The organism is Pedococcus sp., assembly GCF_036000045.1.
GTDB lineage: Bacteria > Actinomycetota > Actinomycetes > Actinomycetales > Dermatophilaceae > Pedococcus.
The window spans coordinates 1-23,077 of the sequence record NZ_DASYGF010000005.1 but is presented as its reverse complement, the minus strand read 5'-3'; the positions used below and the strand labels follow the sequence as shown (position 1 = coordinate 23,077).

General features: G+C 70.4%; 25 protein-coding genes. 11 read left to right on the top strand and 14 right to left on the bottom strand.

Annotated features, from left to right (window positions below):
* The 7 genes from VGN50_RS00855 to VGN50_RS00825 form a co-directional block, all read right to left on the bottom strand.
* Window positions 1-611 (bottom strand): TCP-1/cpn60 chaperonin family protein (locus VGN50_RS00855; RefSeq protein WP_327442735.1); only part of this gene is annotated, 611 nt, incomplete at its 3' end.
* Between the two features lie 162 nt (window positions 612-773).
* Window positions 774-1,832, bottom strand: a complete 1,059-nt coding sequence (locus VGN50_RS00850; RefSeq protein ID WP_327442734.1) for a P1 family peptidase — start codon at window positions 1,830-1,832, stop codon at window positions 774-776.
* 26 nt (window positions 1,833-1,858) lie between these two features.
* Window positions 1,859-2,200: a VOC family protein gene (locus VGN50_RS00845; RefSeq protein ID WP_327442733.1), complete on the bottom strand. Its 342-nt coding sequence runs from the start codon at window positions 2,198-2,200 to the stop codon at window positions 1,859-1,861.
* 20 nt (window positions 2,201-2,220) lie between these two features.
* Complete coding sequence (locus tag VGN50_RS00840; protein WP_327442732.1) at window positions 2,221-2,673, bottom strand: GNAT family N-acetyltransferase; 453 nt, start codon at window positions 2,671-2,673, stop codon at window positions 2,221-2,223.
* A gap of 108 nt (window positions 2,674-2,781) precedes the next feature.
* A complete protein-coding gene (locus VGN50_RS00835) occupies window positions 2,782-3,075 on the bottom strand; it encodes a DUF3263 domain-containing protein (protein ID WP_327442731.1) in 294 nt (97 codons plus the stop codon).
* Between the two features lie 155 nt (window positions 3,076-3,230).
* Window positions 3,231-4,601 (bottom strand): pyridoxal phosphate-dependent decarboxylase family protein, encoded by a 1,371-nt coding sequence (locus VGN50_RS00830; RefSeq protein WP_327442730.1) that lies wholly within the window; start codon window positions 4,599-4,601, stop codon window positions 3,231-3,233.
* Window positions 4,602-4,611: 10 nt separating this feature from the next.
* Complete coding sequence (locus VGN50_RS00825) at window positions 4,612-5,265, bottom strand: HAD-IA family hydrolase (protein ID WP_327442729.1); 654 nt, start codon at window positions 5,263-5,265, stop codon at window positions 4,612-4,614.
* Between the two features lie 278 nt (window positions 5,266-5,543).
* Here VGN50_RS00825 and VGN50_RS00820 point away from each other — a divergent pair, with 278 nt between their 5' ends.
* From VGN50_RS00820 to VGN50_RS00800, 5 genes are all read left to right on the top strand, one after another.
* Complete coding sequence (locus tag VGN50_RS00820; protein WP_327442728.1) at window positions 5,544-5,909, top strand: metalloregulator ArsR/SmtB family transcription factor; 366 nt, start codon at window positions 5,544-5,546, stop codon at window positions 5,907-5,909.
* Between the two features lie 20 nt (window positions 5,910-5,929).
* Complete coding sequence (locus VGN50_RS00815) at window positions 5,930-6,607, top strand: uracil-DNA glycosylase (RefSeq protein WP_327442727.1); 678 nt, start codon at window positions 5,930-5,932, stop codon at window positions 6,605-6,607.
* On the top strand, window positions 6,604-7,440 hold the full coding sequence (locus VGN50_RS00810) for an SGNH/GDSL hydrolase family protein (protein ID WP_327442726.1): 837 nt from the start codon (window positions 6,604-6,606) through the stop codon (window positions 7,438-7,440). Before VGN50_RS00815 ends, VGN50_RS00810 begins: the two co-directional genes overlap by 4 nt.
* Before the next feature lie 70 nt (window positions 7,441-7,510).
* Complete coding sequence (locus VGN50_RS00805; RefSeq protein ID WP_327442725.1) at window positions 7,511-8,677, top strand: acyl-CoA dehydrogenase family protein; 1,167 nt, start codon at window positions 7,511-7,513, stop codon at window positions 8,675-8,677.
* 15 nt (window positions 8,678-8,692) lie between these two features.
* Complete coding sequence (locus VGN50_RS00800; RefSeq protein ID WP_327442724.1) at window positions 8,693-9,457, top strand: SDR family NAD(P)-dependent oxidoreductase; 765 nt, start codon at window positions 8,693-8,695, stop codon at window positions 9,455-9,457.
* 241 nt (window positions 9,458-9,698) lie between these two features.
* Here the strand turns inward: VGN50_RS00800 and gabT are convergent, their stop codons facing one another.
* Entirely contained in the window at window positions 9,699-11,030 is a 1,332-nt protein-coding gene (gene gabT, locus VGN50_RS00795; RefSeq protein WP_327442723.1) for a 4-aminobutyrate--2-oxoglutarate transaminase, read from the bottom strand.
* 56 nt (window positions 11,031-11,086) lie between these two features.
* Window positions 11,087-13,117, bottom strand: a complete 2,031-nt coding sequence (locus tag VGN50_RS00790) for an acyltransferase family protein (protein ID WP_327442722.1) — start codon at window positions 13,115-13,117, stop codon at window positions 11,087-11,089.
* A 105-nt stretch (window positions 13,118-13,222) separates the two neighbouring features.
* Here VGN50_RS00790 and ligD point away from each other — a divergent pair, with 105 nt between their 5' ends.
* Genes ligD through VGN50_RS00765 form a run of 5 tightly spaced genes read left to right on the top strand, consistent with a single transcriptional unit; the run spans window position 13,223 to window position 17,290 of the window.
* On the top strand, window positions 13,223-14,197 hold the full coding sequence (gene ligD, locus VGN50_RS00785) for a non-homologous end-joining DNA ligase (protein ID WP_327442721.1): 975 nt from the start codon (window positions 13,223-13,225) through the stop codon (window positions 14,195-14,197).
* A gap of 51 nt (window positions 14,198-14,248) precedes the next feature.
* On the top strand, window positions 14,249-14,653 hold the full coding sequence (locus VGN50_RS00780) for a TOBE domain-containing protein (RefSeq protein ID WP_327442720.1): 405 nt from the start codon (window positions 14,249-14,251) through the stop codon (window positions 14,651-14,653).
* On the top strand, window positions 14,650-15,456 hold the full coding sequence (modA, locus tag VGN50_RS00775) for a molybdate ABC transporter substrate-binding protein (RefSeq protein ID WP_327442719.1): 807 nt from the start codon (window positions 14,650-14,652) through the stop codon (window positions 15,454-15,456). The genes VGN50_RS00780 and modA overlap by 4 nt, the downstream gene beginning before the upstream one ends.
* On the top strand, window positions 15,453-16,250 hold the full coding sequence (locus VGN50_RS00770; RefSeq protein WP_327442718.1) for an ABC transporter permease: 798 nt from the start codon (window positions 15,453-15,455) through the stop codon (window positions 16,248-16,250). Before modA ends, VGN50_RS00770 begins: the two co-directional genes overlap by 4 nt.
* Entirely contained in the window at window positions 16,247-17,290 is a 1,044-nt protein-coding gene (locus VGN50_RS00765; protein WP_327442717.1) for a sulfate/molybdate ABC transporter ATP-binding protein, read from the top strand. The genes VGN50_RS00770 and VGN50_RS00765 overlap by 4 nt, the downstream gene beginning before the upstream one ends.
* Before the next feature lie 64 nt (window positions 17,291-17,354).
* Here the strand turns inward: VGN50_RS00765 and VGN50_RS00760 are convergent, their stop codons facing one another.
* The 4 genes from VGN50_RS00760 to VGN50_RS00745 form a co-directional block, all read right to left on the bottom strand.
* Entirely contained in the window at window positions 17,355-18,716 is a 1,362-nt protein-coding gene (locus tag VGN50_RS00760) for an Ig-like domain-containing protein (RefSeq protein WP_327442716.1), read from the bottom strand.
* Window positions 18,717-19,109: 393 nt separating this feature from the next.
* A complete protein-coding gene (locus tag VGN50_RS00755) occupies window positions 19,110-19,322 on the bottom strand; it encodes a hypothetical protein (RefSeq protein ID WP_327442715.1) in 213 nt (70 codons plus the stop codon).
* A 67-nt stretch (window positions 19,323-19,389) separates the two neighbouring features.
* Window positions 19,390-20,973, bottom strand: a complete 1,584-nt coding sequence (locus tag VGN50_RS00750; protein ID WP_327442714.1) for a sigma-70 family RNA polymerase sigma factor — start codon at window positions 20,971-20,973, stop codon at window positions 19,390-19,392.
* A gap of 85 nt (window positions 20,974-21,058) precedes the next feature.
* Complete coding sequence (locus VGN50_RS00745; protein WP_327442713.1) at window positions 21,059-21,364, bottom strand: hypothetical protein; 306 nt, start codon at window positions 21,362-21,364, stop codon at window positions 21,059-21,061.
* Window positions 21,365-21,506: 142 nt separating this feature from the next.
* Here VGN50_RS00745 and VGN50_RS00740 point away from each other — a divergent pair, with 142 nt between their 5' ends.
* Window positions 21,507-21,785, top strand: coding sequence for a WhiB family transcriptional regulator (locus VGN50_RS00740; RefSeq protein WP_327442712.1), 279 nt, complete (start codon window positions 21,507-21,509; stop codon window positions 21,783-21,785).
* A gap of 549 nt (window positions 21,786-22,334) precedes the next feature.
* Here VGN50_RS00740 and pyrE read toward each other — a convergent pair.
* Entirely contained in the window at window positions 22,335-22,868 is a 534-nt protein-coding gene (gene pyrE, locus VGN50_RS00735; protein ID WP_327442711.1) for an orotate phosphoribosyltransferase, read from the bottom strand.
* Between the last annotated feature and the right edge of the window lie 209 nt (window positions 22,869-23,077).

The following is a 23,077-nucleotide window of genomic DNA, read 5'->3' as shown; positions in this document are numbered from 1 at the left end:
GTGACGAAGTAGTGGCTGATGTAGCCCTTGTCGAAGCGCATGCCCTCGGTGAGCTCGAGCTCGAGGCCGAAGGTGTTGCTCTCCTCGACGGTGATGACGCCTTCCTTGCCGACCTTGTCCATGGCCTCGGCGATCATCTCGCCGATCTGGGGGTCAGCCGCGGAGATCGAGGCGGTCGAAGCGATCTGCTCCTTGGTCTCGACGTCCTTGGCCATCTCGAGCAGCTGGGCACAGACGGCCTCGGTGGCCTTCTCGATGCCACGCTTGAGGGCCATCGGGTTGGCGCCAGCGGCGACGTTGCGCAGACCCTCCTTGACGAGGGCCTGGGCCAGCACCGTGGCGGTCGTCGTGCCGTCGCCCGCGACGTCGTCGGTCTTCTTGGCGACCTCCTTGACGAGCTCGGCGCCGATCTTCTCGTACGGGTCGTCGAGCTCGATCTCCTTGGCGATGGACACACCATCGTTGGTGATCGTGGGTGCGCCCCACTTCTTCTCGAGGACGACGTTGCGGCCCTTCGGACCGAGGGTCACGCGCACAGCGTCGGCGAGGGTGTTCATGCCCCGCTCGAGACCGCGGCGAGCCTCTTCATCGAAAGCGATGATCTTGGCCATTCGGGTGGTTCCTCCCACGCGAAACGTAACGATGGCCAGCGGGCGCCCGCGACGGACGGACCGGTTGCGCACGGCTCACGTCGCCGTGCTCCCCGGACCTCGCCTTGGCTGGCCAGGATTGTCACTCTCAGGGTGAGAGTGCTAACGCCATTATTGGCACTCTCACCCTGAGAGTGCAAACGGTCCGGGAGCGCCCCCGGGCGGGGCACCGAAGGCCGACGGGAAGGCATCGCGATAGGACCGGAGGTCGACGGCACCGTTGCTCACCGACTCGGCGGCCAGCATGGCGTGCCCGACGGCGCGGGTCACGCACCCACCGGCCGCAACCATGAGGGCATGCAGGGCAGCAAGGTCGACGGGCGCCCGGTCACCCACCGCGAGCGTGAAGAGGGTGTCGCCGTCCAGCAGGGTGTGCACCGGGTCGACCGCGCGCGCCAGCCCGTCGTGCCCCAGACCGCTGACCTTCTGGCACTGCGCCTTGCTCAGAGCCGCGTCGGTGGCGATCACCCCGATGACGGTGGCCATCCCGGGGCGGAACGGCTGCTCCGCGTATGCCGCGAGCGCACGCTCGCGCGCCGCCTCGGCTTCGTGGGCATCGGGCAGCCCCACATGGTCGAACTCTCCGGCCAGGCCGTGACGTCGGGCGAGCAGCTCCCCGGTCCGCTGGTCGCAGGTTTCCCCGAATGCGTTCACGACGACCAGTGCCGCCACGGTGGTCCCGTCGTCCAGCACCGCACTCGCGGAGCCGACGCCGCCCTTGAGCCCACCCGCCCGCGCGCCTGTCCCCGCGCCGACGCACCCCTGCTCGACGGGTCCGCTGTGCGCCGCCCGCACTGCCGCGGCGCCGTCAGCCGCCACGGGAACGTGACCGAAGTCCCCGCCGCGCCCCAGGTCGAAGAGGACAGCCGCGGGCACGATCGGCACCACGCCGCCGTCTTCATCGACCGGCCAGCCGCGGCCCGCGGCATACAGGGTCTGCATGGCTCCGTCGGCGGCTGCCAGCCCGAAGGCGCTCCCGCCGGCCAGCACCACGGCGTCCACCCGGTCCACCACGTTGCGAGGGTCGAGCAGGTCCGTCTCCCTCGTGCCGGGTGCGCCGCCGCGAACGTCGACCCCGCCGACCGTGCCGCCCGGCGGGGTGAGCACCACGGTCGCGCCCGTGAGCCAGCCCGGCTCACGCCTGGTGCAGTGGCCGACGCGCAGTCCCGCGACGTCGGTCAAGGAGTTGGTCCGTCCGGGTCGCACGGTCAGTCGCCGGTGGAGTCGATGACGCAGAACCGGTTGCCGTCGGGGTCCTCGATGACGACGAAGTCGTGCTCGCCCTCGGGGTACGGCCAGTCCTCGACGCGCCGCGCGCCGAGCTCGACGAGCCTGTCGACCTCGCCGGCCTGGTCCTCGGTGTAGAGGTCGAGGTGCAGGTGCGGGAAGTAGGTGGGACGAGAGTCGCCGCGTGCCAAGGACAGGTTGGGACCGTGGCCGCTCCGCGGAGCCAGCACCACCCAGCCTGGCTCAGGCTGCTCTCGGGGCACGAGATCCAGGGCCGCGGACCAGAACGCCATGGCGACCGGGACGTCTGACACGGTCAGCACGATCGATCCCACGCGCAGCGTCACAGCGTCACCCGGTACCAGTTCTCGACCCGGACGAAGCCGACACGCTCGAGCATGGGCTGGGTCATCGCTCGCGACGCGATGGAGACCGCCCCCCGCTGGTCCAGGCGAGCCTGCTCCACAGCAGCACGCAGGAGCTGCTCGCCGACGCCCTGGCCGCGGTGTTCGGGCCGCAGGAACAACGTCTGGACGACCAGCTCACCCCCGCACCTCGACCGTCCCGGCCAGGGCAGGGCGTCCACCACAACGGCCTGGAGGAACCCGGCATGCTGGTCACCGGCCTCGGCGATCCAGACCGGGTGGCTGTGCCGTTGGGCGGCCCACGCCCCGGCGAACCGGTCGAGGAACCCCGGCTCGGCGCTGCCGCCGCGGTCGCGGGCGCACTGCAGGGTCAGGGCAGCGACGATCAGGGCGTCCTCGGGCCCTGCCGTCCTGATCCGTGCGTCAGCCACGTCCGCAGTCAAGCACGGACGAGGCGAAACAGGCGGCGAACGGGCTGCTCCGGACGCAACAACGCCCGCGCAGTCGGTTCGGCGCGGGCGTTGTTGACCGGAGGAGCCTCAGAGCTGGATGCCCAGTCGGCGAGCGCTGCGAGCGCGCTGGCGCGAGGCCCGCAGCCGGCGCAGGCGCTTGATCAGCATGGGGTCGGCCTCAAGGGCGGCCGGGGAGTCGATGAGGTTGTTGAGCACCTGGTAGTAGCGGGTGGCGCTCATGTCGAACAGCTCGCGGACCGCCTGCTCCTTGGCGCCGGCGTACTTCCACCACTGGCGCTCGAACGCGATGATCTTGCGGTCGCGCTCGGTGAGGGACCCCGGGGCGGCGTCGACGTGCTCCTGCTCGTGGGCGACGTTCACTCGTGACTCTCGTTCCTGCTGGTGGGACGCGGTGCTGCGCTCCCCACTATACGGAGCGAATCACACCTTTGTCATTCGGTTGACGCCCTCCCGGCACCCCATTTCGAGTGCTCCGGACCCACCTGGACCCAACCGTCACAGTGGCCCCAGGAGCCTCACGCCATGGTGTCGAGGATGGCCACGATGTCGTCCTCGGAGGTCCGCGGGTTGACGATCGCGAAGCGCGTCAGCGTCTCTCCCTCGTGGGACGTCGGCACCACGAAGGCGAACTGGTCCGCGAGCAGCCGGTCCGACCACTCCTGGTACTGCGCCGGCGTCCACCCGAGCCGGCGGAACACCACCACCGACAGGTCCGGCTCCCGCACGAGCTCGACGTAGTCGCGACGTCCGATCTCGGCCGCGGCGAACCGGGTCACCTGGAGGGTGCGCTCGACCGCCTCGGTGTAGGCCCGGGTCCCGTGGGTCGCCAGGGAGAACCAGAAGGGCAGGCCGCGCGCCCGCCGGGTCAAGCCGACCGAGTAGTCGGTGGGGTTCCAGTCCGGCGCGTCGGTGAGCACGTCCAGGTACGAGGCACGCTGGGTATGGGCGGCCCGGGCCAAGGCGGGCTCGCGGTACAGCAGGGCGCAGCAGTCGAAGGGGGCGAAGAGCCACTTGTGCGGGTCCACGATGAACGAGTCGCACAGCTCGATGCCCGCATAGCGCTCGCGGACCGAGGGAGCGGCCAGCCCCGCACCGCCATAGGCCCCGTCGACGTGGAACCAGATGCCGAACTCGCGGCACACCTCGGCCACCGAGGCGAGGTCGTCGATGATGCCGAAGTTCGTCGTCCCGCTGGTGGCGACGACGGCGAAGAAGGTCTCGGGACCGTGAGCGACGAGCACCTTGCGCAGGTTCTCGCCGCTCAGCCGCGACTGCCCGTCGACCTCGACACCGACGAGCTCGGCGTCCATCACGTCGCAGGCGGACTGGATCGATGAGTGGGCGCCGTGGGTGGCCGCCACACGGAAGGGCCGCGCCCCCGCGCCGGTACGGCCTTCGTGGGCCGCCGTCATGCGAGCCGTATGCCGCGCCGCGACCAGCGCCGACAGGTTGCCGATCGTGCCCCCGGGCACGAAGACCCCACCGGACTGGGGCGGCAGGCCCACGAGGTCAGCGATCCAGCGCAGGGCCTGGTTCTCGGCATACACCGCTCCGGCGCCCTCGAGCCACGAGCCGCCGTAGATGGACGACGCGCCGACCACGAGGTCGAACATCGCCGCCGCCTCGGTGGGCGCGCACGGGATGAAGGAGAGGTAGCGCGGGTGGTCCGTGGAGATGCACGCCGGGGCGAGGTCCTCCTCGAACAGGGTGAGCGCGGCCAACCCGCCGATCCCCTCCGCGGTGATGGTCGCGCCGGCCGCGGCGTCGAGCTCGGCCAGCGTCCGTGGCCCGTCGAGCGGGACGGGGTCGAGCTTCAGGCGGTCCGCGGAGTAGGCGAGGATCGCGTCGCCGAGGGCCTCGAGGTTCTGGTCGCTGTAGCCATGCACCCGCGCGAGTCTAGAGCCGACGGCCCTCCAGCAGGACAGCCCGGAGGGTGGTCACGTCACTGGCCAACGCGTCGGGGTCGGCGGCGCGCAGGGCGTCACCGAGACCCGCACCCCAGGTGACGGCGATGGCAGCCATGCCCGCCGCCCGCGCCGCCTCGACGTCGACGATGGCATCCCCGACGTACACGCAGTCGCCCGGGGCGACCCCCAGCTGGGCCGCGGCGAACAGCAGGGGCGCAGGGTCTGGCTTGTGCACGTCGGTGTGCTCCTGCCCGGCGATCACGTCGATGCGGTCGTCGAGCCCGACCGCGCGCAGGCCGAGGCGCACGGTCTCTCCCTTCTTCGAGGAGACGACCCCGGTGCGAGCACCGGCGGCATGCAGGTCGTCGAGCAGCGCCGGGATGCCGTCGACGGCGAGGATCAGCTCGTCGTGGTGGGCCAGGTTCCAGGTGCGGTAGATGTCGGTCAGCTCGGTGCCGCGGCCGGGGTAGCGCTCCTCGAGCACCGGCTGGAGCGGCCGGCCGATCCAGGACCGGACCTCGTGCTCGTCGGCGACCTCGCCCACCGTCTCGATGGCATGGCGGTATGACGCGACGATCAAGGGGATGGTGTCCGCGAGCGTGCCGTCGAAGTCGAACAGGACGACGGGCCAGCGCAGAGTCACGAGACGACCCTAGAACGCCCACCGCGCGGTTCAGGTGAGGGGTTCGACGCCCAGCGCTTGCCGGGGAAGTACGGGCAGGCATCCCCGCAGCCGCACGCAGCTGCCTCGCGCTGCAGGACAGGGTTCTCGTCCTTGACGGTGCGGCGAGGTCGGCCGCGTCGAGGGCGAGCTGGACACGCGACCACCCTTCCTTTCATCGACTATTGTCTATGCAGGAAGTCGACCGGCCATATCGACTTTTGTCACTATGGCGAGGCCGACAGAACAGGAGGGCGGCGATGGTGCACACGCAGCTGCTGACGACGACCAGCGGGAGCGCCGTCACCGGCGACGACGCCTGCTGCGGCACGCTCACCAGCGACTCCGCGATGGGTCGCGCACAGGCCGAGGCCACCGCATACCTGCTCAAGGCGGTCGCCGACCCCGCCCGGCTCCAGCTGCTCTCGCTGATCCGTGCCTCCAAGGACCAGGAGGCGTGCGTCTGCGACCTCACTCCCGCGGTCGGACTGTCGCAACCGACCGTCAGCCACCACCTCAAGGTCCTTACCGAGGCCGGCCTGGTGACCCGCGAGCGCCGGGGCACGTGGGCATGGTTCCGGCTGGTGCCGAGGCGGCTCGAGGACCTGGCCGCCATCTTCCGCTGACCTCGCGTTAGTTTTCCGGTATGCCGCCCGCAGCGCTCGCCGAGCTCGTGCACCCCTCGTGGGCCACTGCGCTCGAGCCGGTGTCGGGCGCGGTCGCGAGCCTCGGAGAGTTCCTGCGCGAGGAGGTCCGGGCGGGACGCGGGTACCTACCGGCAGGGAACCACGTGCTTCGCGCGTTCGAACGACCTCTGGACGCCGCGCGGGTGCTGATCGTCGGGCAGGACCCGTATCCCACGCCCGGCCACGCCGTCGGCCTCTCGTTCTCCGTAGGCGCTGACGTCCATCCCATCCCCCGCAGCCTCGCCAACATCTACCAGGAGCTGCAGTCCGACCTCGGCCTGCCAAGGCCATCGAGCGGCGACCTCTCGCCCTGGGCCGACCAAGGCGTGGTGCTGCTCAACCGCGTCCTGACCGTCGCCCCCGGCAAGCCCGCCAGCCACCGCGGCAAGGGCTGGGAGACCGTGACCGCGCGCGCGATCTCGGCCCTGGTCGAGCGCGGTGGCCCGCTCGTCGCAGTCCTGTGGGGGCGCGACGCCCGCAGCCTCGTGCCCCATCTGCACGGCATACCGGCGGTGGAGAGCGCGCACCCCTCCCCCCTCTCGGCGCACTCCGGTTTCTTCGGGAGCCGGCCGTTCAGCCGCGCCAACGACCTCCTCGCCCAGCAGGGCGCCCCACCGATCGACTGGAGACTCCCGTGAGCGAGGCCATCGCCGCCACCAACCTCACCCACCTGCCCGAGCCCGGCAAGGTCTGGCACCGCTACGTCGCCATCGGCGACTCCTTCACCGAGGGGATGTCCGACGCCGATCCTTCGACGCCCGGCGCCTACCTCGGCTGGGCCGACCGCCTCGCCTCGCACCTGGCCGGGATCGCCCATGCCGCAGGCGGGGAGTTCGCATACGCCAACCTCGCCGTGCGCGGGCGTCTGCTCGCCGACGTGGTGGGCCCGCAGCTCGACGCTGCGCTCGCGCTCGGTCCCGACCTCGTCTCGATGGTCGGCGGCGGCAACGACATCCTGCGACCCAAGGCCGACCTCGACGCCATCGCTGCCCGTCTGGAGCGGGCCGTGGTGCGCCTGCGCGACGCCGGCGCCGACGTCCTCCTGGCGACGCCCACCGACCCGGCCGGAGCACCCCTGCTCCGTCATCTGCGCGGGCGACACGCGATCCACTCGGCCAACCTGTTCAGCATCGCCCAGCAGCATGGCTGTTACATCATCAACCAGTGGGGGATGCGCGCGCTACGCGACTTCCGGCTGTGGTCCGAGGACCGCATCCACATGACGAGCGAGGGCCACCGGCGCGTGGCGCTCAACGCGCTGTCGGCTCTCGGCCACGACACCGACCGCACGGACTGGAGCACGCCGCTGCCTCCTGCCGCGCCCCTGGCCCGCCGCGAGGCTGCGGCCGCGAACGCCGCCTGGGCTCGGACGCATCTGGCGCCCTGGGTGCAGCGACGGCTCAAGGGCCAGTCCTCCGGAGACACGGTGACGGCCAAGCGCCCACAGCTGGCTCCGGTCGACCCCACCTAGTCAGCCCCCACCAGGGCCGGTGACCTGCGGGATTCAAGTAGTAGGACGTCCTACTACTACGATCGGAGTCATGCCAGCGACCCGGCTCATGCCCACCGAGGAGGGCCAGGACCTCATCGACCTGACGCGCGAGATCTGCGACAAGGAGCTCCGTCCCAAGGTCGACGATGCCGAGCGCGCCGCTGCCACCACGCCTCAGCTGCCTCGTGATGCCTTCCGCACCCTCGGCCGCGCCGGCCTGCTGTCGCTGCCCTACCCGGAGGAGCTCGGTGGCGGCGGCCAGCCCTACGAGGTCTACCTCCAGGTCGTCGAGGAGATCGCGTCGGCCTGGATGAGCGTTGCCGTGGGCGTCTCGGTCCACTCGCTGACCTGCTATCCCGTCGCGCAGTTCGGTTCACCGGCCCAGCAGGAGGCCCTGCTCCCGGCCATGCTGTCCGGGGACCAGCTCGGCGCCTACTGCCTGTCCGAGCGCGGCGCCGGCTCGGACGTCGCCTCGATGACCGCCCGTGCGACGCCCGACGACGCCGCCGCGCCCACGGCATACCGGCTCAAGGGCACCAAGGCGTGGATCTCGCACGCCGGCCACGCCGACTTCTACACGGCGTTCGTGCGCACGTCGGACGACGGGCCGCGGGGCCTGTCCTGCTTCGTGGTGCCCGGCGACGCCGAGGGGCTGGCGTTCGGAGCGCCGGAGAAGAAGATGGGCCTGCACTGCGACACCGTGAGCGAGGTGCACTTCGAGGGGGTCGAGGTCGCTGCCGACCGGCTCGTCGGCCAACGTGGCCAGGGCATGTCCATCGCCCTGTCGGCCCTCGACTCCGGTCGGCTCGGCATCGCCGCAGCCGCCACCGGTCTCGCCCAGGCGGCTCTGGACCAGGCTGTCGCGTACGCCCGTGAGCGTCGGCAGTTCGGCCGCCCGATCAGCGACAACCAGGGCCTGGCTTTCATGCTCGCCGACATGGAGGCTGCGGTGACCTCGGCCCGCGCGGCCTACCTCTACGCGGCGCGGCTGCGCGACGCGGGGCGCCCCTTCAGCAAGGAGGCCGCCGTCGCCAAGCTGGTCTGCACGGACAACGCCATGCGCGTGACCACGGACGCCGTGCAGGTGCTCGGCGGTGCGGGCTACACCCAGGACTTCCCCCTCGAGCGGTACCTTCGCGAGGCGAAGGTGACCCAGATCTTCGAGGGCACCAACCAGATCCAACGACTCGTCATCAGCCGCCAGCTGCTCCGCTGACCGAAAGGCCCCACCGTGCAGATCACCGACACCACCGTCGCCCTCGTCACCGGAGGAGCGTCCGGCTTGGGCGAGGCCACCGTCCGGCGCCTCCACGCCGGTGGTGCGGCCGTCGTCATCGTCGACCTGCCCTCGTCCTCTGGCGCGGCCCTGGCCGGCGAGCTGGGTGAGCGGGCGCGGTTCGTGGCCGCGGACGTACGCGACGAGGCCCAGGTCCAGGGGGCGGTCGATGCGGCCGGCGAGCTCGGCACGCTGCGCATCGTGGTCACCTGCGCCGGCATCGGCACACCCGGCCGGGTCGTGGGCAAGCGCGGCCCGCTGCCCCTCGAGGACTTCAGCACCGTCGTGGCGATCAACCTGATCGGCACCTTCAACGTCCTGCGGCTGGCCGCGGCGGCGATGGTGGGCAACGACCCCGTCGACGGGGATCGAGGCGTGGTGGTCATGACGGCCTCGATCGCGGCCTACGACGGCCAGATCGGACAGGCTGCGTATGCCGCGAGCAAGGGCGGCGTGGTCGCCCTCACCCTGAGCGCCGCGCGCGACCTCGCGGACAAGGGGGTGCGCGTGATGACGATCGCCCCTGGCACCTTCATGACCCCGATGCTCGCGGGCCTGCCTCCCGAGGCGACGGCGGCGCTCGAGGCCCAGGTGCCTCACCCCTCCCGGCTCGGCGACCCGGCTGAGTACGCGCACCTGGTCTCGCACATCATCGACAACCCCATGCTCAACGGCGAGGTCATCCGCCTCGACGGGGCACTCCGGATGCCCCCGCGCTGACCACGCGGAGTCAGCCCAAGCCCGGGTTGCCTCCTCTTGGACGGTGCGCCACACCACACCGTGGTGTGGAGGTCACCATTCCGCGACAGCCGGGGCGCACACCCTGACCGTCACGACCTGAGCACCGTCAGAGAAGTCATCGACCCGGCCAACTCATACTTGGCCGGGTCGTCTCTGTTCTAACAGGACGAGCGGGGCCGGCCGCTCACCGACACGCTCGGCGGCGGCCCTGAGCCCTGGGTCACACCGAGCGAGCGAACGCGTCCTCGAGAATGTCCAGGCCCTCGGTCAGCAGGTCGTCGCCGGCCGACAGGGGCGGCAGGAAACGGAAGACGTTGCCGAACGTTCCGCAGGTCAGCGTGACCAGACCCTGCGCATGGCAGGCCTTGTTGATGCGGCCCGTGAGGTCGGCATCCGGCGTCTTCTTCTCCAGGTCCGAGACGAGCTCGACCGCGAGCATCGCGCCCCGGCCACGGATCTCACCGATGACGCCGAACTTGTCGGCGAGCGCCTCCAGACGGGGACGGAACAGGGCCTCGACCGCGCGGGCCCGGCCCGCCAGGTCGTCCACCTTCATGGTCTCGATGGCAGCGATGGCACTCGCGCAGGCCACCGGGTTGCCACCGTAGGTGCCACCGAGGCCGCCCCCGTGGATGGAGTCCATGACGTCCGCGCGGCCCGTCAGCCCGGCGAGCGGCATACCCCCCGCAATGCCCTTGGCGGTGGTGATGAGATCGGGCACGACGTTCTCGTGCTCGGAGGCGAACCAGTCACCTGTGCGGCAGAAGCCGGTCTGGACCTCGTCGGCGACGAAGAGGATGCCGTGCTCGCGGCACCATTCGGCCACCTGCTTCATGAAGCCGGGCGCGGGCACGATGAACCCGCCCTCGCCCTGGATCGGCTCGAGGATGACGGCGGCCGTGTTCTCCTCGCCGATCTGGGCGTGGACGTCGGACACGAACGCCTCGAACGCCTCTTCGGCGCAGCGCTCCGCACCGGTCGGCCAGCGGTAGGGGTAGGCCATCTGCATGCGATAGATCTCGCTCGCGAACGGGCCGAAGCGGTGCTTGTACGGCATGTTCTTGGCGGTCAGGCCCATCGTGAGGTTGGTGCGGCCGTGGTAGGCGTGGTCGAACGCGACGACCGCCTGGCGGCCGGTGTAGTGACGGGCCACCTTGACGGCGTTCTCGACGGCTTCAGAGCCGGAGTTGAAGAGCGCCGATCGCTTCTCGTGGTCACCGGGCGTCACCTCGGCCAGTGCCTCGGCCACCTGGAGGTACTCCTCGTAGGGCGTGACCATGAAGCAGGTGTGCGTGAAGTCGTTGATCTGGCTGGTCACCGCGTCGATGACGCGCTGGTTGCCGTTGCCCACGGTCGTGACCGCGATGCCGGACCCGAAGTCGATCAGCTGGTTGCCGTCGACGTCGCGCAGGATCCCCCCGGACGCCTGCTCGATATAGACGGGCAGCCCGGTGCCGACGCCGGCCGACACCGCTGCGAGCTTGCGCTTCTGGAGGGCCTCGGACTTGGGGCCGGGGATGCTGGTGGCGAGGACACGCTTCTGCTCGAGCATGCTGTCGAGCATAGTTGGGCGCCGCCTGGGCGAGAAGCGCGGCACCACTCCACGGGTCAGGCCAGCGCCGCCTCGAGGTACGGGGTGAGGGTGACGGCGAAGCGTCGCGTCATGTGGTCGGAGTCGTAGTAGACGGGCACTCCACCGATGACCGCGTAACAGGCCGGGTGGTCACAGAAGTAGCGGTTCAGGTCGACCAGCCGGACGGGGTGCGCGGTCCGAGACGACAGTCGCGCCGCTCGGTGCAGGTCGTCGTCAGGCAGGGCTGTGGCCCGGTCCGTCGAGCAGGCCAACGGGTGCCCGGCGTGGATCGCGAGGCACTGAGGTTGGTTCTTGCCGCCGGTGCCGGGAATGTCTGCCAGCACAACGACCTTGGCGAACCTCTGCCACTCGCTCCAGATATCCAGGAACCCCTGTGCGCCAGAGCTGCCAGGAGCGAACTGGGTGGCGCGGACGAAGGCGGTGGTGAGCACGAGGGACGGGTGGAAGGCCTGAAGACGCGCGGAGAGACTGTGGCTCCAGCCCAGGCAGCTGTCCGGCGTCTGGGCGCGTCCCTCGAACACCACTGCCGGGGCGTAGTTGGCCGCGCACCCTCCGCGGTACATCTCGATGATCGCCCAGTTGCGTCGACGAGCGATGAGGCCCAGCGCCGAACGCCATTGCTCGGCGTGAGAGTCCCCGATGACGGCCACCGTCTTGGCCGGCGTTCCCGGGCCCCAGTAGCAACGCACGGCAAGTGGGGTGCCGGGCACGATGCGACAGCCCGGCAGGCCGCCCCAGGGGGCGTCGGCCTTGACCACGGGCGTGTCCTCGTCTGCCGTCACGGCCCTCGGACAGTCGACCCTGCGTGCCATCGCTTCAGCTCCGAAGCAGGGCCGGGTGCCACCCTGAGCGATCGCCTGGGCGAGCTGGTCCTCCTGCCGCTGGACCTGCGCCAGCGACGCACCCACACCCACGCCGATGACGAGCATTCCCGCCAGTGCGGCGGACAGCGCCCGCCGCGGGCTGCGGACGAGCACTGGAACGTGGCGCGTGGCGTCCTCGACGTACCGCTTGCTCAGGTGAGCCAGCACGAGCGTCACACCGATGATGCCCACCTTCGCGGGCCACGACAGGACGCTGCCCAGGACATAGGGGGTGAAGACGATGAGAGGCCAGTGCACGAGATAGACGGAGTACGACACGTTGCCCAGCCACTGCGTGGCCCGCGCCCGGACGAGGGCGGACAGCGGGTCACGCGCGCCGGTGTCGCCGGCCACGATCACCGCAGCCGTCGCCAGGCAGGGCAGCGCGGCGGCATACCCGGGAAACACGGTGGCCTCGGTGAAAGTCAGGCCGGCGACGGCGAGGCCCGCCACCCCAGCCCACCGCAGGACCAGCCGGCCCCTATCACTCACGCTCCAGCGACGCTGGACCAGCACCACCAAGGCCCCCAGGCCGAACTCCCAGGCACGGGTCGGCGTGATGAAGTAGGCAGCCGACTGGTTGGTGTCCGTGAACCACACGGAGAAGGCGAACGAGAGCAGGGTCAGGCCGAGGAGGGACATGCCGATGGATGTCGTCGTGCGGCGACGGAGCCACCGCCTGGCGACGAAGAGCGAGGCCATGATCAGGCTCGGCCAGAACAGGTAGAACTGCTCCTCCGCGGACAGGGACCAGAAGTGCTGGACCGACGAGGCGACGTCGTTCGAGGCTGAGTACGTCACGGCCTTGGTCGCCAGGTAGAGGTTCTGCACATAGAAGGCGGAGGCGAGGATCTCCTTGGCGTTGACGGCCCGAAGCTCGACGGGGAGCAGGAACAGGGCCGCGACCAAGCACACCAGCAGCACGGCCAGGCTGGCAGGGAGCAGGCGACGAGCCCGTCTGGCGTAGAACGCCGCGAGGTCCAGCCGACCCGTCGCGTCGACCTCACGCAGCAGGTGGCTCGTGATGAGGTAGCCAGAGATGACGAAGAAGGCATCGACGCCGACATAACCGCCCGTGAACCGATGCGGCCAGAGGTGGAACAGCACCACCAGCGTCACCGCCACGGCGCGCAGGGCCTGGATCTCGGGGAGGAACCCGCGGGTGCCCGAGGTCGTGCGCATCGGGGCGTCCCCTCCCTCTCTCACTGCGGACTCTCCGTCACCGGCCGCGACCCGGCTGGCCGGCGACGCAGGAAAGCGTAGAGCCCTCGGGCTATGTTGGGTGACATGGCCGGATCCAAGGCGAGTTCGCCCGCGGTGGAGCTCGAGGTGGGCGAGCGCGATGTCCGGATCAGCAACCCCGATCGCGTGTACTTCTCTGCCCGGGGCGAGACCAAGCTGGACCTCGCCAACTACTACCTGTCGGTCGGCGACGGCATCGTCAACGCGTTACGCGAACGACCCTGCATGCTGCACCGCTTCCCTGATGGCGTCGATGGCGAGAAGGTCCACCAGAAACGCGTTCCGCGTGGGGCGCCCCCCTGGCTGGAGACCGTGCGGGTGAAGTTCCCGCGGTACAACCGGACCGCGGACGAGCTCTGCGTCACCGAGCTGGCCCAGGTCATCTGGGCTGTGCAGATGTCGACCGTCGAGTTCCATCCCTGGAACTCTCGCCGGTCCGATGTCGAGAAGCCCGACGAGTGGCGCATCGACCTCGACCCCGGTCCGGACTGCCCCTGGTCCCGGGTGCAACGTGTCGCACATGTGGCCCACGAGGTGCTCGACGAGCTGGGTGCCGTGGGCTGGCCCAAGACCAGCGGCGGGTCGGGGCTGCACATCTATGTGCGGATCGAGCCGGAGTGGGGTTTCAAGGACGTGCGGCGAGCCGCGTTGGCGTTCGCCCGGGAGGTCGAGCGCCGTATGCCGGACGACGTCACCACCACCTGGTGGCGTAAGGACCGCGACCCCGCCGACCTGTTCGTCGACTACAACCAGAACGCTCGGGACCACACCATTGCCTGTGCCTACTCGGTGCGCGGCAACCCCGAGGGCACCGTCTCGACGCCCATCGAGTGGTCCGAGGTGGACGACGTCACCCCCGGCGACTTCACCATCGCCACCGTGCCGGCGCGGTATGCCGCGGTGGGCGACCTGCACGCGGGTATCGACCAGGCGGTCTTCGCGATCGACCCCCTGCTCGAGTGGGCCGAACGGGACGAGCGGAACGGTGCGGCGGAGCCACCGGAGCCCGAACCCGCATAAGCGGGCTGAATTTCCTTTCTTCTCCGCATCTGCGGCCCTAGGATGGGCAGCGTGCCTCAGCTACGGATTCGGGATGCCTCGACCTTCCTCGGTGTCAGCGATGACACCGTCCGTCGCTGGGTGGACAGCGGTGCTCTGCCGTCCGAGCAGGACGAGGCCGGACGCAAGGTGGTGGACAGCTACCAGGTGGCTCTGCTGGCCCGGGAGCAGGCCCGCACCCCGACCGACCCCTCAGGCGTGGGTCGCTCCGCCAGGAACCGGTTCGTCGGCCTCGTCACCGACATCACCCAGGACACCGTCATGGCGCAGGTGGAGATGCAGTGCGGCCCGTTCCGAGTCGTGTCGCTCATGAGCAGCGAGGCGGTCCGTGACCTGGGCCTCGAGCTCGGCTCAGTCGCCATCGCCGTGGTCAAGTCGACCACCGTCATCGTCGAGACCGCCCGAGGAGCCTCATGAGCCGCCCGCTTGCCACGGTGGCCGTCACGACGTTGCTGCTCGGCGTTGCGGCCTGCGGGTCGGGGGGGTCGGGTCCTGCGTCTTCCGTCTCGGCTTCGTCGGGCGCGACGTCGTCCGGTGCGTCGCACGGTCACCTCACCGTCTTCGCCGCCGCCTCGCTCAAGGCGACCTTCACCAAGATCGGAGCCCGGTTCGAGAAGGCTCATCCAGGCACCACCGTGACCTTCAGCTTCGCCGGGTCTTCCGACCTCGTGAGCCAGCTCCAGCAAGGCGCCCCGGCAGACGTGTTCGCCTCCGCCGACGTGCCCAACATGCAGAAGGCGACCCGCGAGTCACTGACATCGGGCGCCCCCGTCGACTTCGCCTCCAACACCCTCGAGATCGCCGTGCCGCCGGGCAACCCCGCGCACGTCACCTCCCTGGCCGACCTCACCAAGCCCGGCGTGAACGTGGTGGTCTGCGCCCCCGCCGTCCCCTGCGGCGCCGCAGCGGTGAAGGTCGAGCACGCTGCCGCCATACGGCTCACTCCGGTGAGCGAGGAGCAGTCGGTGACCGACGTCCTCGGCAAGGTCCGTTCGGGCGAGGCGGACGCCGGTCTGGTCTATGTGACGGACGTCAAGGGGGCCGGGTCGGCCGTGGTCGGCGTGCCCTTCCCGCAGAGCTCCGCCGCCGTCAACGCGTACCCGATCGCCGTCTTGAGGACCAGCACCGATGCCGCCTTGGCCAAGGCCTTCGTCGACGCCGTCACCGGTGGACCCGGTCAGGGCATCCTCGCGGCCGCGGGCTTCCGCCCAGCACCGTGAGGCCCACCCGGTCGGCGCCTCGGGTTGGCCTGCCTGCGTGGGTCTTCCTTCCCGCCGCGGTGGGTGGGCTGTTCCTCCTGCTCCCGCTGGTGTCGATGCTCACACGGGTCGAATGGTCCCATTTCCTGTCTCTGGTCACCAGCGACTCGTCCCTGGCCGCTCTGACTCTGAGCCTGCGCACCTCGTTCGCCAGCACTGTCGTCTGCGTGCTGTTGGGCGTGCCCATGGCGCTGGTCCTGGCACGCACGAGCTTCCGCGGGCAGTCACTGTTCCGGTCGCTCGTGCTGCTGCCCCTCGTCCTGCCGCCGGTCGTGGGCGGCATCGCCCTGCTCTACACGTTCGGCCGACGCGGGCTCCTCGGCCACACCCTCCAGGTCTTCGGCCTGCAGATCGCCTTCTCGACGGCGGCTGTCGTCATGGCCCAGACGTTCGTGGCGCTGCCCTTCCTGGTCATCAGCCTCGATGGGGCACTACGCACCGGCGGTCAGCGGTTCGAAGAGGTGGCTGCCACACTCGGAGCCCGTCCGACCACCGTGTTCCTGCGGGTGACCCTGCCGTTGGTCGCACCCGGGCTGGCGTCCGGGGCGGTGCTGGCCTTCGCCCGCGCCCTGGGCGAGTTCGGGGCGACGATCACGTTCGCGGGCAGCCTGCAGGGAGTGACGCGGACGCTACCGCTGGAGATCTACCTGCAGCGCGAGACCGACCCCGCGGCGGCCGTGGCCCTCTCGTTGCTCCTCGTCGCCGTATCCACCGTCGTCATCGCGGTGGCGCGTCCGTCGAGGACGGCGCTGTGACGCTGCATGCCGAGCTGCGGGTGGCATCTCGGTCTCTCGACCTCCGCCTGGACGTGCCGGTGGGCCGCACCCTGGCGATCCTCGGGCCGAACGGCGCAGGCAAGTCCACGACCCTCGCCTGTCTCGCCGGCCTGCTCCGTCCCGACTCGGGGCAGGTGGCACTGGGTGACCGCATGCTCTACTCCGACGAGGGGGACGCCTGGGTGCCACCGCACCAGCGCAGCGTGGGCCTCCTCGCCCAGGAGCCGCGCCTGTTCCCGCACCTATCCGTGCTCGAGAACGTCGCCTTCGGCCCGCGCAGCTCCGGTATGCCGCGTGGCCAGGCTCGCGCTGCCGCCCTGGAGTGGCTGGGCGAGGTCGACCTCCTCGATCGGGCGAACGACAAGCCCGGTCAGCTGTCGGGCGGCCAGGCACAGCGAGTGGCGATCGCGCGGGCCCTGGCTGCGCAGCCCGAGCTCGTCCTGCTCGACGAGCCCCTCTCGTCGCTGGACGTGCAGGCGAAGCCCGACCTCAGAAAGCTGCTCCGTCGGGTGCTCGCCGGACGCACGACCGTGCTGGTCACCCACGACATCCTCGACGCGATCCTGCTGGCCGACGAGGTGGCGATCGCCGAGCAGGGCCGCATCGTGGAGCACGGGCCCACCACCCAGGTGCTGAGCCGACCGACCAGCGCCTTCGCCGCTCGAAGTGCAGGACTGAACCTCATCCGGGGCATCGCCGAAGGGTCGGCCGTTCGCAGCCCCGAGGGTCTGCGGGTCGAGGGTCTGCCGGAGGACTCGCTGAGGGACGGTCAGGCGGCCGTGGCCGTCTTCAGCCCCAACGCCGTGAGCGTCTTCCGAGAACCGCCTGCAGGGAGCCCACGCAACACGTTCGATGCCGAGGTCACCGAGCTCGAACCGCACGGGCATCAGGTCCGCGTGCACACGGCATACGTGGCGGCGGATGTCACCCCCGCCGCGGTGGCGGAGCTCGACCTGGTGCCCGGCACGCGGGTCGCCCTCTCGGTCAAGGCGAGTGAAGTAGCCGTCTACGCGGGCTGAGGCGAGCAGGTGGACGTCGAGCAACTGACCCCCCACACCCTGGCGTGGGGGGTCAGCCGTCGTCTCAGGACCGTGCGGCCGGGCCTCGCGGGCCGGGTCGCTCAACCCGGGCATGGAGCGCCAGTGCAGCGCCCCCCAGCCCGACCAACAGCAGTGCGACCAGGAACGAGGGCACGGTCGCCGCGCCCGTGAAGGCCAGCGTCGGCGCGGTCGCTGCTGGACCGCCGGGCGTCGGGCCGGCGGTCGCCGAGACGGTCTGCACGGGCGCCTGCGTCGTGGTCGGGGTCGCGTGGTCCGCAGTCACCGGCGCCGTCGCTGTCGGCGGCGTGGTTGTGGTTGGCGGCGCGGTCGTGGACGGGGTGGTCGTCGGCGGGGTGGTCGTCGGCGATGTCGTCGTGGGCGTGGGAGTCGATCCGACGCCCGTACCGCCGCCGTCGGTGCGCGCCAGATGGCTGCCCACGGGGGAGATGACGCCGTTGACGGTCACCGTGCCGCTGTTCGAATAGCTTGCCAAGGTCGGGTCGGTGACCGTGTTGACCAGCGCGACCTCGGTGTACTCCCCGGCCGGAAGCCCCGTCCACGCGACCTTCAGGCTGGCGGGGGTGCAGACGACCTTAGCGGGGTGCCGCACCGCATCACCCGGCTGAACGACATGCCCATCGGAGTCCAGAGTCCTGCCGATCGCGGGGGCCACGCTGGTGCAGTCGATGGCCAGCCCCGGACCGGGCGTATCGGTCAGCGTCACCGTGCTGACGTCGGCCGTCGTGGGCGGCGCCTCGATACGCGACCCGGTGGACTGCTGCCTGCCGTCGGTCCACCACATGGTCTTGAGCGCCGAGTTGTGAGCCGGTGGGCACCCCTGGGTGCACGGAGCACCAGTGCCGACCTCGAGCGGGATTACCTGAGCACCGACCGTGAAGTTCAGGATGACGTTCTTTCCGGTCGTGGCGAGGAAGTACTGGGTCGAGAACATGCAGGTGCCGTGCACGTTCACCGAGTGGGTCAGCACGTAGCTGGTCAAGGCGAAGGTCACCAGGCCGTTGCTGGCGGCCTGGGCGATGGCGACCGTCTGCCCGTCGGGTGACTTCAGCGGGAAGGTCGAGGAGCCGTACCAGCGCAGCTGAGATGGCAGCTGCATCGTGAAGGTGTCCCCCGGCTGGGAGCCGTCCGGAACGGCCCACGTGCAGTCGAGGTCGACTCGGTCGTACTGCTGGACCTGCGTCGCGCTGGTGGTGATCGAGGTGATGGCGCCGACGATGACCGAGGCCTGGCCTGGCAGCGCGGCGACGACAGCCGCACCGAGCGTGATGGACAGTGCAGCGATGACCGTGAGGGCCCGTGCGAGCGCCCGCCCCCTGGGCTTCGGACTGCGTGCGCGTATGGGTAGGGCGCGTAAGGGTGCGGCGGGTATGACTGAGCGATTCATGATGTTTCCCCCGAAACGTGATGTGAAGGTACTAATCCCCTTGACTGGGGGACTCATCGACGGCGGCATGGTGACGCACGGGGCCCACCTGTTGAGACCGCGCTCCGTGGGCGCGGAAATGGCCACGCGCAGCGGCCGGGGCGTCATCCGCAACGCACCGGCACGTCTCTGAAGTGTGAGGTGGCCAGGCGTGTCGTGACCCGGGCCACCTCACACTCCACTGGCCCTATCCCTCGTCGCATTCCTGCGGCAGGCCTCATGGCCCGCCTCGCATGGTCGGCGTGGGGCCGGACCAGCAGCAATTGCGGGGCCCACCCCCCTCCCTGCGGACCCCGCAATCCATCCTGCGCCTATAGGACGCATACGCAGGCAAACGGTGACGTCGAGCGGCGATCAGGCGTCGAGCGACGCCGGCAACATGCCCAGGTGAGGGCCGACGAGGCGCTCGGAGGCGGCATACACCTCGCAGAGCGCGTCGAACAAGGTCATCGCGTCGCCACCCTCGGCCGCAGCCCGACTCGCGCTGCCGAGCCTATGAAGCCGGTCGACCGCGTGCATGAGGTCGTCGAGATCGTCGGCAGAGACCTCTGCTATTTCACGAGGCATTCGTCCCCCAAGCTTCGAAGGAACCAGCAGCGGGCTGCTGTAGGTCGTGGCTCTGGCCGTCAGGTCCTTATGGCCAGGTGGTGGCTGCGGTGGCCGAGGCCCTGCCGCCGGACTGGTCGGTGCCGGTCACCGACGCTTGCACGGTGCCCCTGGCGTCGGGGGCCCACTTGGTCGAGACGCTGCCCGACCAGTTCTGTGAGGACGACGCCGACGCGATGCACGTGATCGTGGTCCCGCTCTGGGTGCACCCCTGCCAGACACCGGACGAGCCGCTCAGGCCCACCCCGACGGGCACCGAGAGGCGTAGCTGGACGCCGCCGACGATCTGCCGGCCGGAGGCCGTCACCTCGATGAAGGGCGCTGAGGCCGGGCCCCCCATGGCGAGGGCGACGGAGAGCCGGCCCGAAGGTGCTGGGGTCGTCGGCGGCGTCGTCGTCGGTGGCGGTGGCGTCGAACTGGTGCGAGCCGGCGCGGTCGTACGCACGGGGGCCGGAGGCGCGACAACCCTAGGTGTGGGCGTCGTCGGGGTCACGCGCGGCCGGTTCGTGGTCGAGGTGGCAGGAGGTCGGATGGCGGCCGACGGCTGGGCGGGAGGGGCCGTGACCGGGTGCGTCACCGGCGGCAGGGAGGTGACGACCGGCACGGGCGCTGCGGTCGGCTCGGGCCAGAGGACCCAGGTGAGCGCGCCAGCACCGACGACCACCGCAGTCGCGATGGACGCCCAGGTGGCCGTTGAGGAGGATGCCGTGGTGCCCGCAGGCGCGGAGCCCGCGGCGGCGCCAGACCCACCTGCCAGGGCCGCCCCCGCGATACCGCCTGGAGCCAGCGTGAGCACCGCAGGCGCGAGGAAGCCGGAGAGGTTCCGGTCGACGCGTCGCAGCTCGGCCAAGCGCTCGGTGCACCGGGCGCACCCGCGCACGTGCGCCGCCGTCTCGGAGTTACCGCTGGCGTCGGGCAGCAGGGCCGCGAGCCCTCCGATGAAGGGGAGGCAGCCAGGGTCGACGACCCCGCGCGAGACATGGACCTGGACGTATGCGGCCCGCAGTCCCTGGCGGGCGCGCCTGGCCAAAGCGGCCACCGCGTTAGGAGTGAGCCCGAGCTCCTCGGCGACCAGGATGTTGGAGTCGTGGTCCACCGCTGTGCGCCACAGCACATGGCGCCAGCGGGGCGGCAGCGTGGCAAAGGCCTCGCGCATGAGGCTGAGCTCGCCCGATGTCGCGACCGGGTCGAACGGCACGTCGGCGGCATTCTCGAGGACGGCGTTCTCGTCGGTGAGGATGTCACTCGCGTTGGCCCGTCGGGCCCGGGTCGTCACCCCGTTGCGCACCGAGGTGAGCAGGTAGGCCCGCACCGAACCGGTGGGGCCGCCACCGGCGTTGAGCGCGGCCAGCATGCCTGAGAACGCGTCCGCCGCCAGCTCCTCGGCGTCACGTGGCTGGCGGGCGACGCGGCGGGCCGTCGACAGGGCCGCCGGGAAATGTCGCTTCCACAGCTCGACGACCGCGCCGTCGTCGCCCTCACGCGCACGGGAGGTCAGCTCGAGGTCATCGACCTCGGACAGGTCGAGCGGCGTCACCGGAGCCGTCCTCTGCGCCCCGAGGTGCGGCCGGTGGTGGCGACCGACGCGGACACCGGGCAGATCACGCGCCATCGAGTCATTGTCGCCCCTGTGTGTTGCGACCGTCGACCGTCAGACGCGTGAGCCTTCTCGACGAACGTGTGGGCAGGACTGCAGCTCACCCGCACGCCCCTCGCTGGCCGGCAGACGGGTCGAGTGCGGGGTAGAGGGCGAAGACATGGAAGGTCAACGCGTCCTGGCCGTCGGACTCCGCCTCGATCTGCTGCTCGATGTCGGCGGCGACCAGGGCCTCGACTGCCGACGCATAGGGACCGGAGAACGAGGCGCTGACGCCCCTGGAGTCCCGGCACAACACGATGTGGGGCAGGTCCATCTCTGCGACGCCCATCTCGACCACGAAGTTGCCCAGGGCATCGGGCAGCTGAACCCTGTCGGGGTCGTCTCTCCAGGCGTCGATGCCCATGCCTTCTCCTCGCCTTCTCACCGGGACCCCTACGAGACGCACGGGTGGGCCAGAGGTGACGCGTCATGAAAGAGACCGGAGCGCCTCAATAGAGATATGGCCGGCCGAGCATGGTCCGGGCCTCGAGCCGACTTGGAGACCCGTGACCAGCCTCACCCGCCTCTTCACCACCATCGATGTCGCGGCAGACCGTGGACTCGAGGTCCCGTGCGTCCGAGAGGACGAGGGTTTGTGGTTCTCCGACGATCCGCGCGACATCGAGCGTGCGAAGACGCTGTGCCAGCGCTGCGCCGTGCGTCACGAGTGCCTCACCGGCGCCACCGAGCGCGGGGACACCGGGGTGTGGGGAGCCGAGCTGCTCGAGCGCGGCCGGATCAGCAACCGTCGGGTACTGCGCAAGGCCCGCTCTAGTCCGGAGTGATGCCGTTCCCCACCTCTGGCCCTGAGGGGACGACTCTTCCTAAGCCGAAGAGCTAGCCGCCCCAGTCCTGACCCGCACCCAGTCCTGGTGGGCAGGCGAGCTCACTCGATGCCGACAGCCCTTATGGCAGCGGGCCGACCTCCCAGCCGCGAAGCTGAGCGGCGATCTTCTCGACCTCGCGCAGGGTGGCAGCTTCCTGACCCTCGCTCTTGTTGGGCTGGGCCCTCGAGATCCATTGTCGTCCGTCGTGGCGGTCACGTTCCTGGCGATCACGTGGGCCTCGCATCGAGCCGTGTATCGCCGGCTGGTTGGACAAGGAACGTCCAGCGCCCTGAGAGACACGGGTCGAGGGAGGTCTCCAGCGCTTCGAGACCCGACCACAGCCAGCCACCGACCGACAGTGGAGAAGGGGAGCCCGCCTGAGTCGTCGCGACAAGAGTGGCCGCATGCCATCAGGCAGTGACGCGTAGCCCTCCTGATGCGGCCGGGAGGCGGGCGGACAGTGGAGCGCGGGGTCGGCGGCTCCAACGTGACTCATCCGCGATGGGCTCACCGGGTCCTGTCGAGGTCCTGACGGGTCAGCAGCGGCGTCGTGGTGAGGTCGATGTCGCTCAGGGCGGTGCCTGGCGTGGGGCTGCGGTCGATGGCGCAGATGACCGTTTCGACGGTGGCGCCGGCTGCCCGCAGGGCGCGTGTGGCGTCACGGACGGCGCCCCCGGTCGTGACAATGTCTTCGACGATGGTGATGCGGCGTCCTGCGACGTCGGCTCCTTCGGCGAGGCGTCGGGTGCCGTATTCCTTGGCCTGCTTGCGGACGAACAGTGCTGGTATGCCGGTAAGGCTGCTGATCATGGTGGCCAGGGGGATGCCGCCAAGCTCCAGGCCGCCGAGGAGGTCGGTGTCATTCGGCACGAGCGGTTGCATGGCTTCGGCGACTCGGCGAAGGAGCCGCGGGTCGGACTCGAAGAGGTACTTGTCGAAGTACTCGGTTGCGCTCTGGCCCGACCGCAGGGTGAAGCTGCCGGTCAAGCGGCAGGTGCGGTCGATGTCTCGGGCGAGTTCGGCGAGGAGGTCAGGCTGCACGCGCGCATGCTCTCATGATCGGCCGTGGATGCCGGTCAACGCCCTCGCATGGCTGCCGTCAGCCGGCAGGAACCTGCCGACCAGGTCCAGCTGCCACGGCTCCATCGGCGACCCACGTTCCCAATGCCGCCAGTGATCACGCCGGCTGCGCCGTGGCTGGGCCTAACACACAAGCCACGCCTGCAGCGTCTGACGCGACACACCGAACT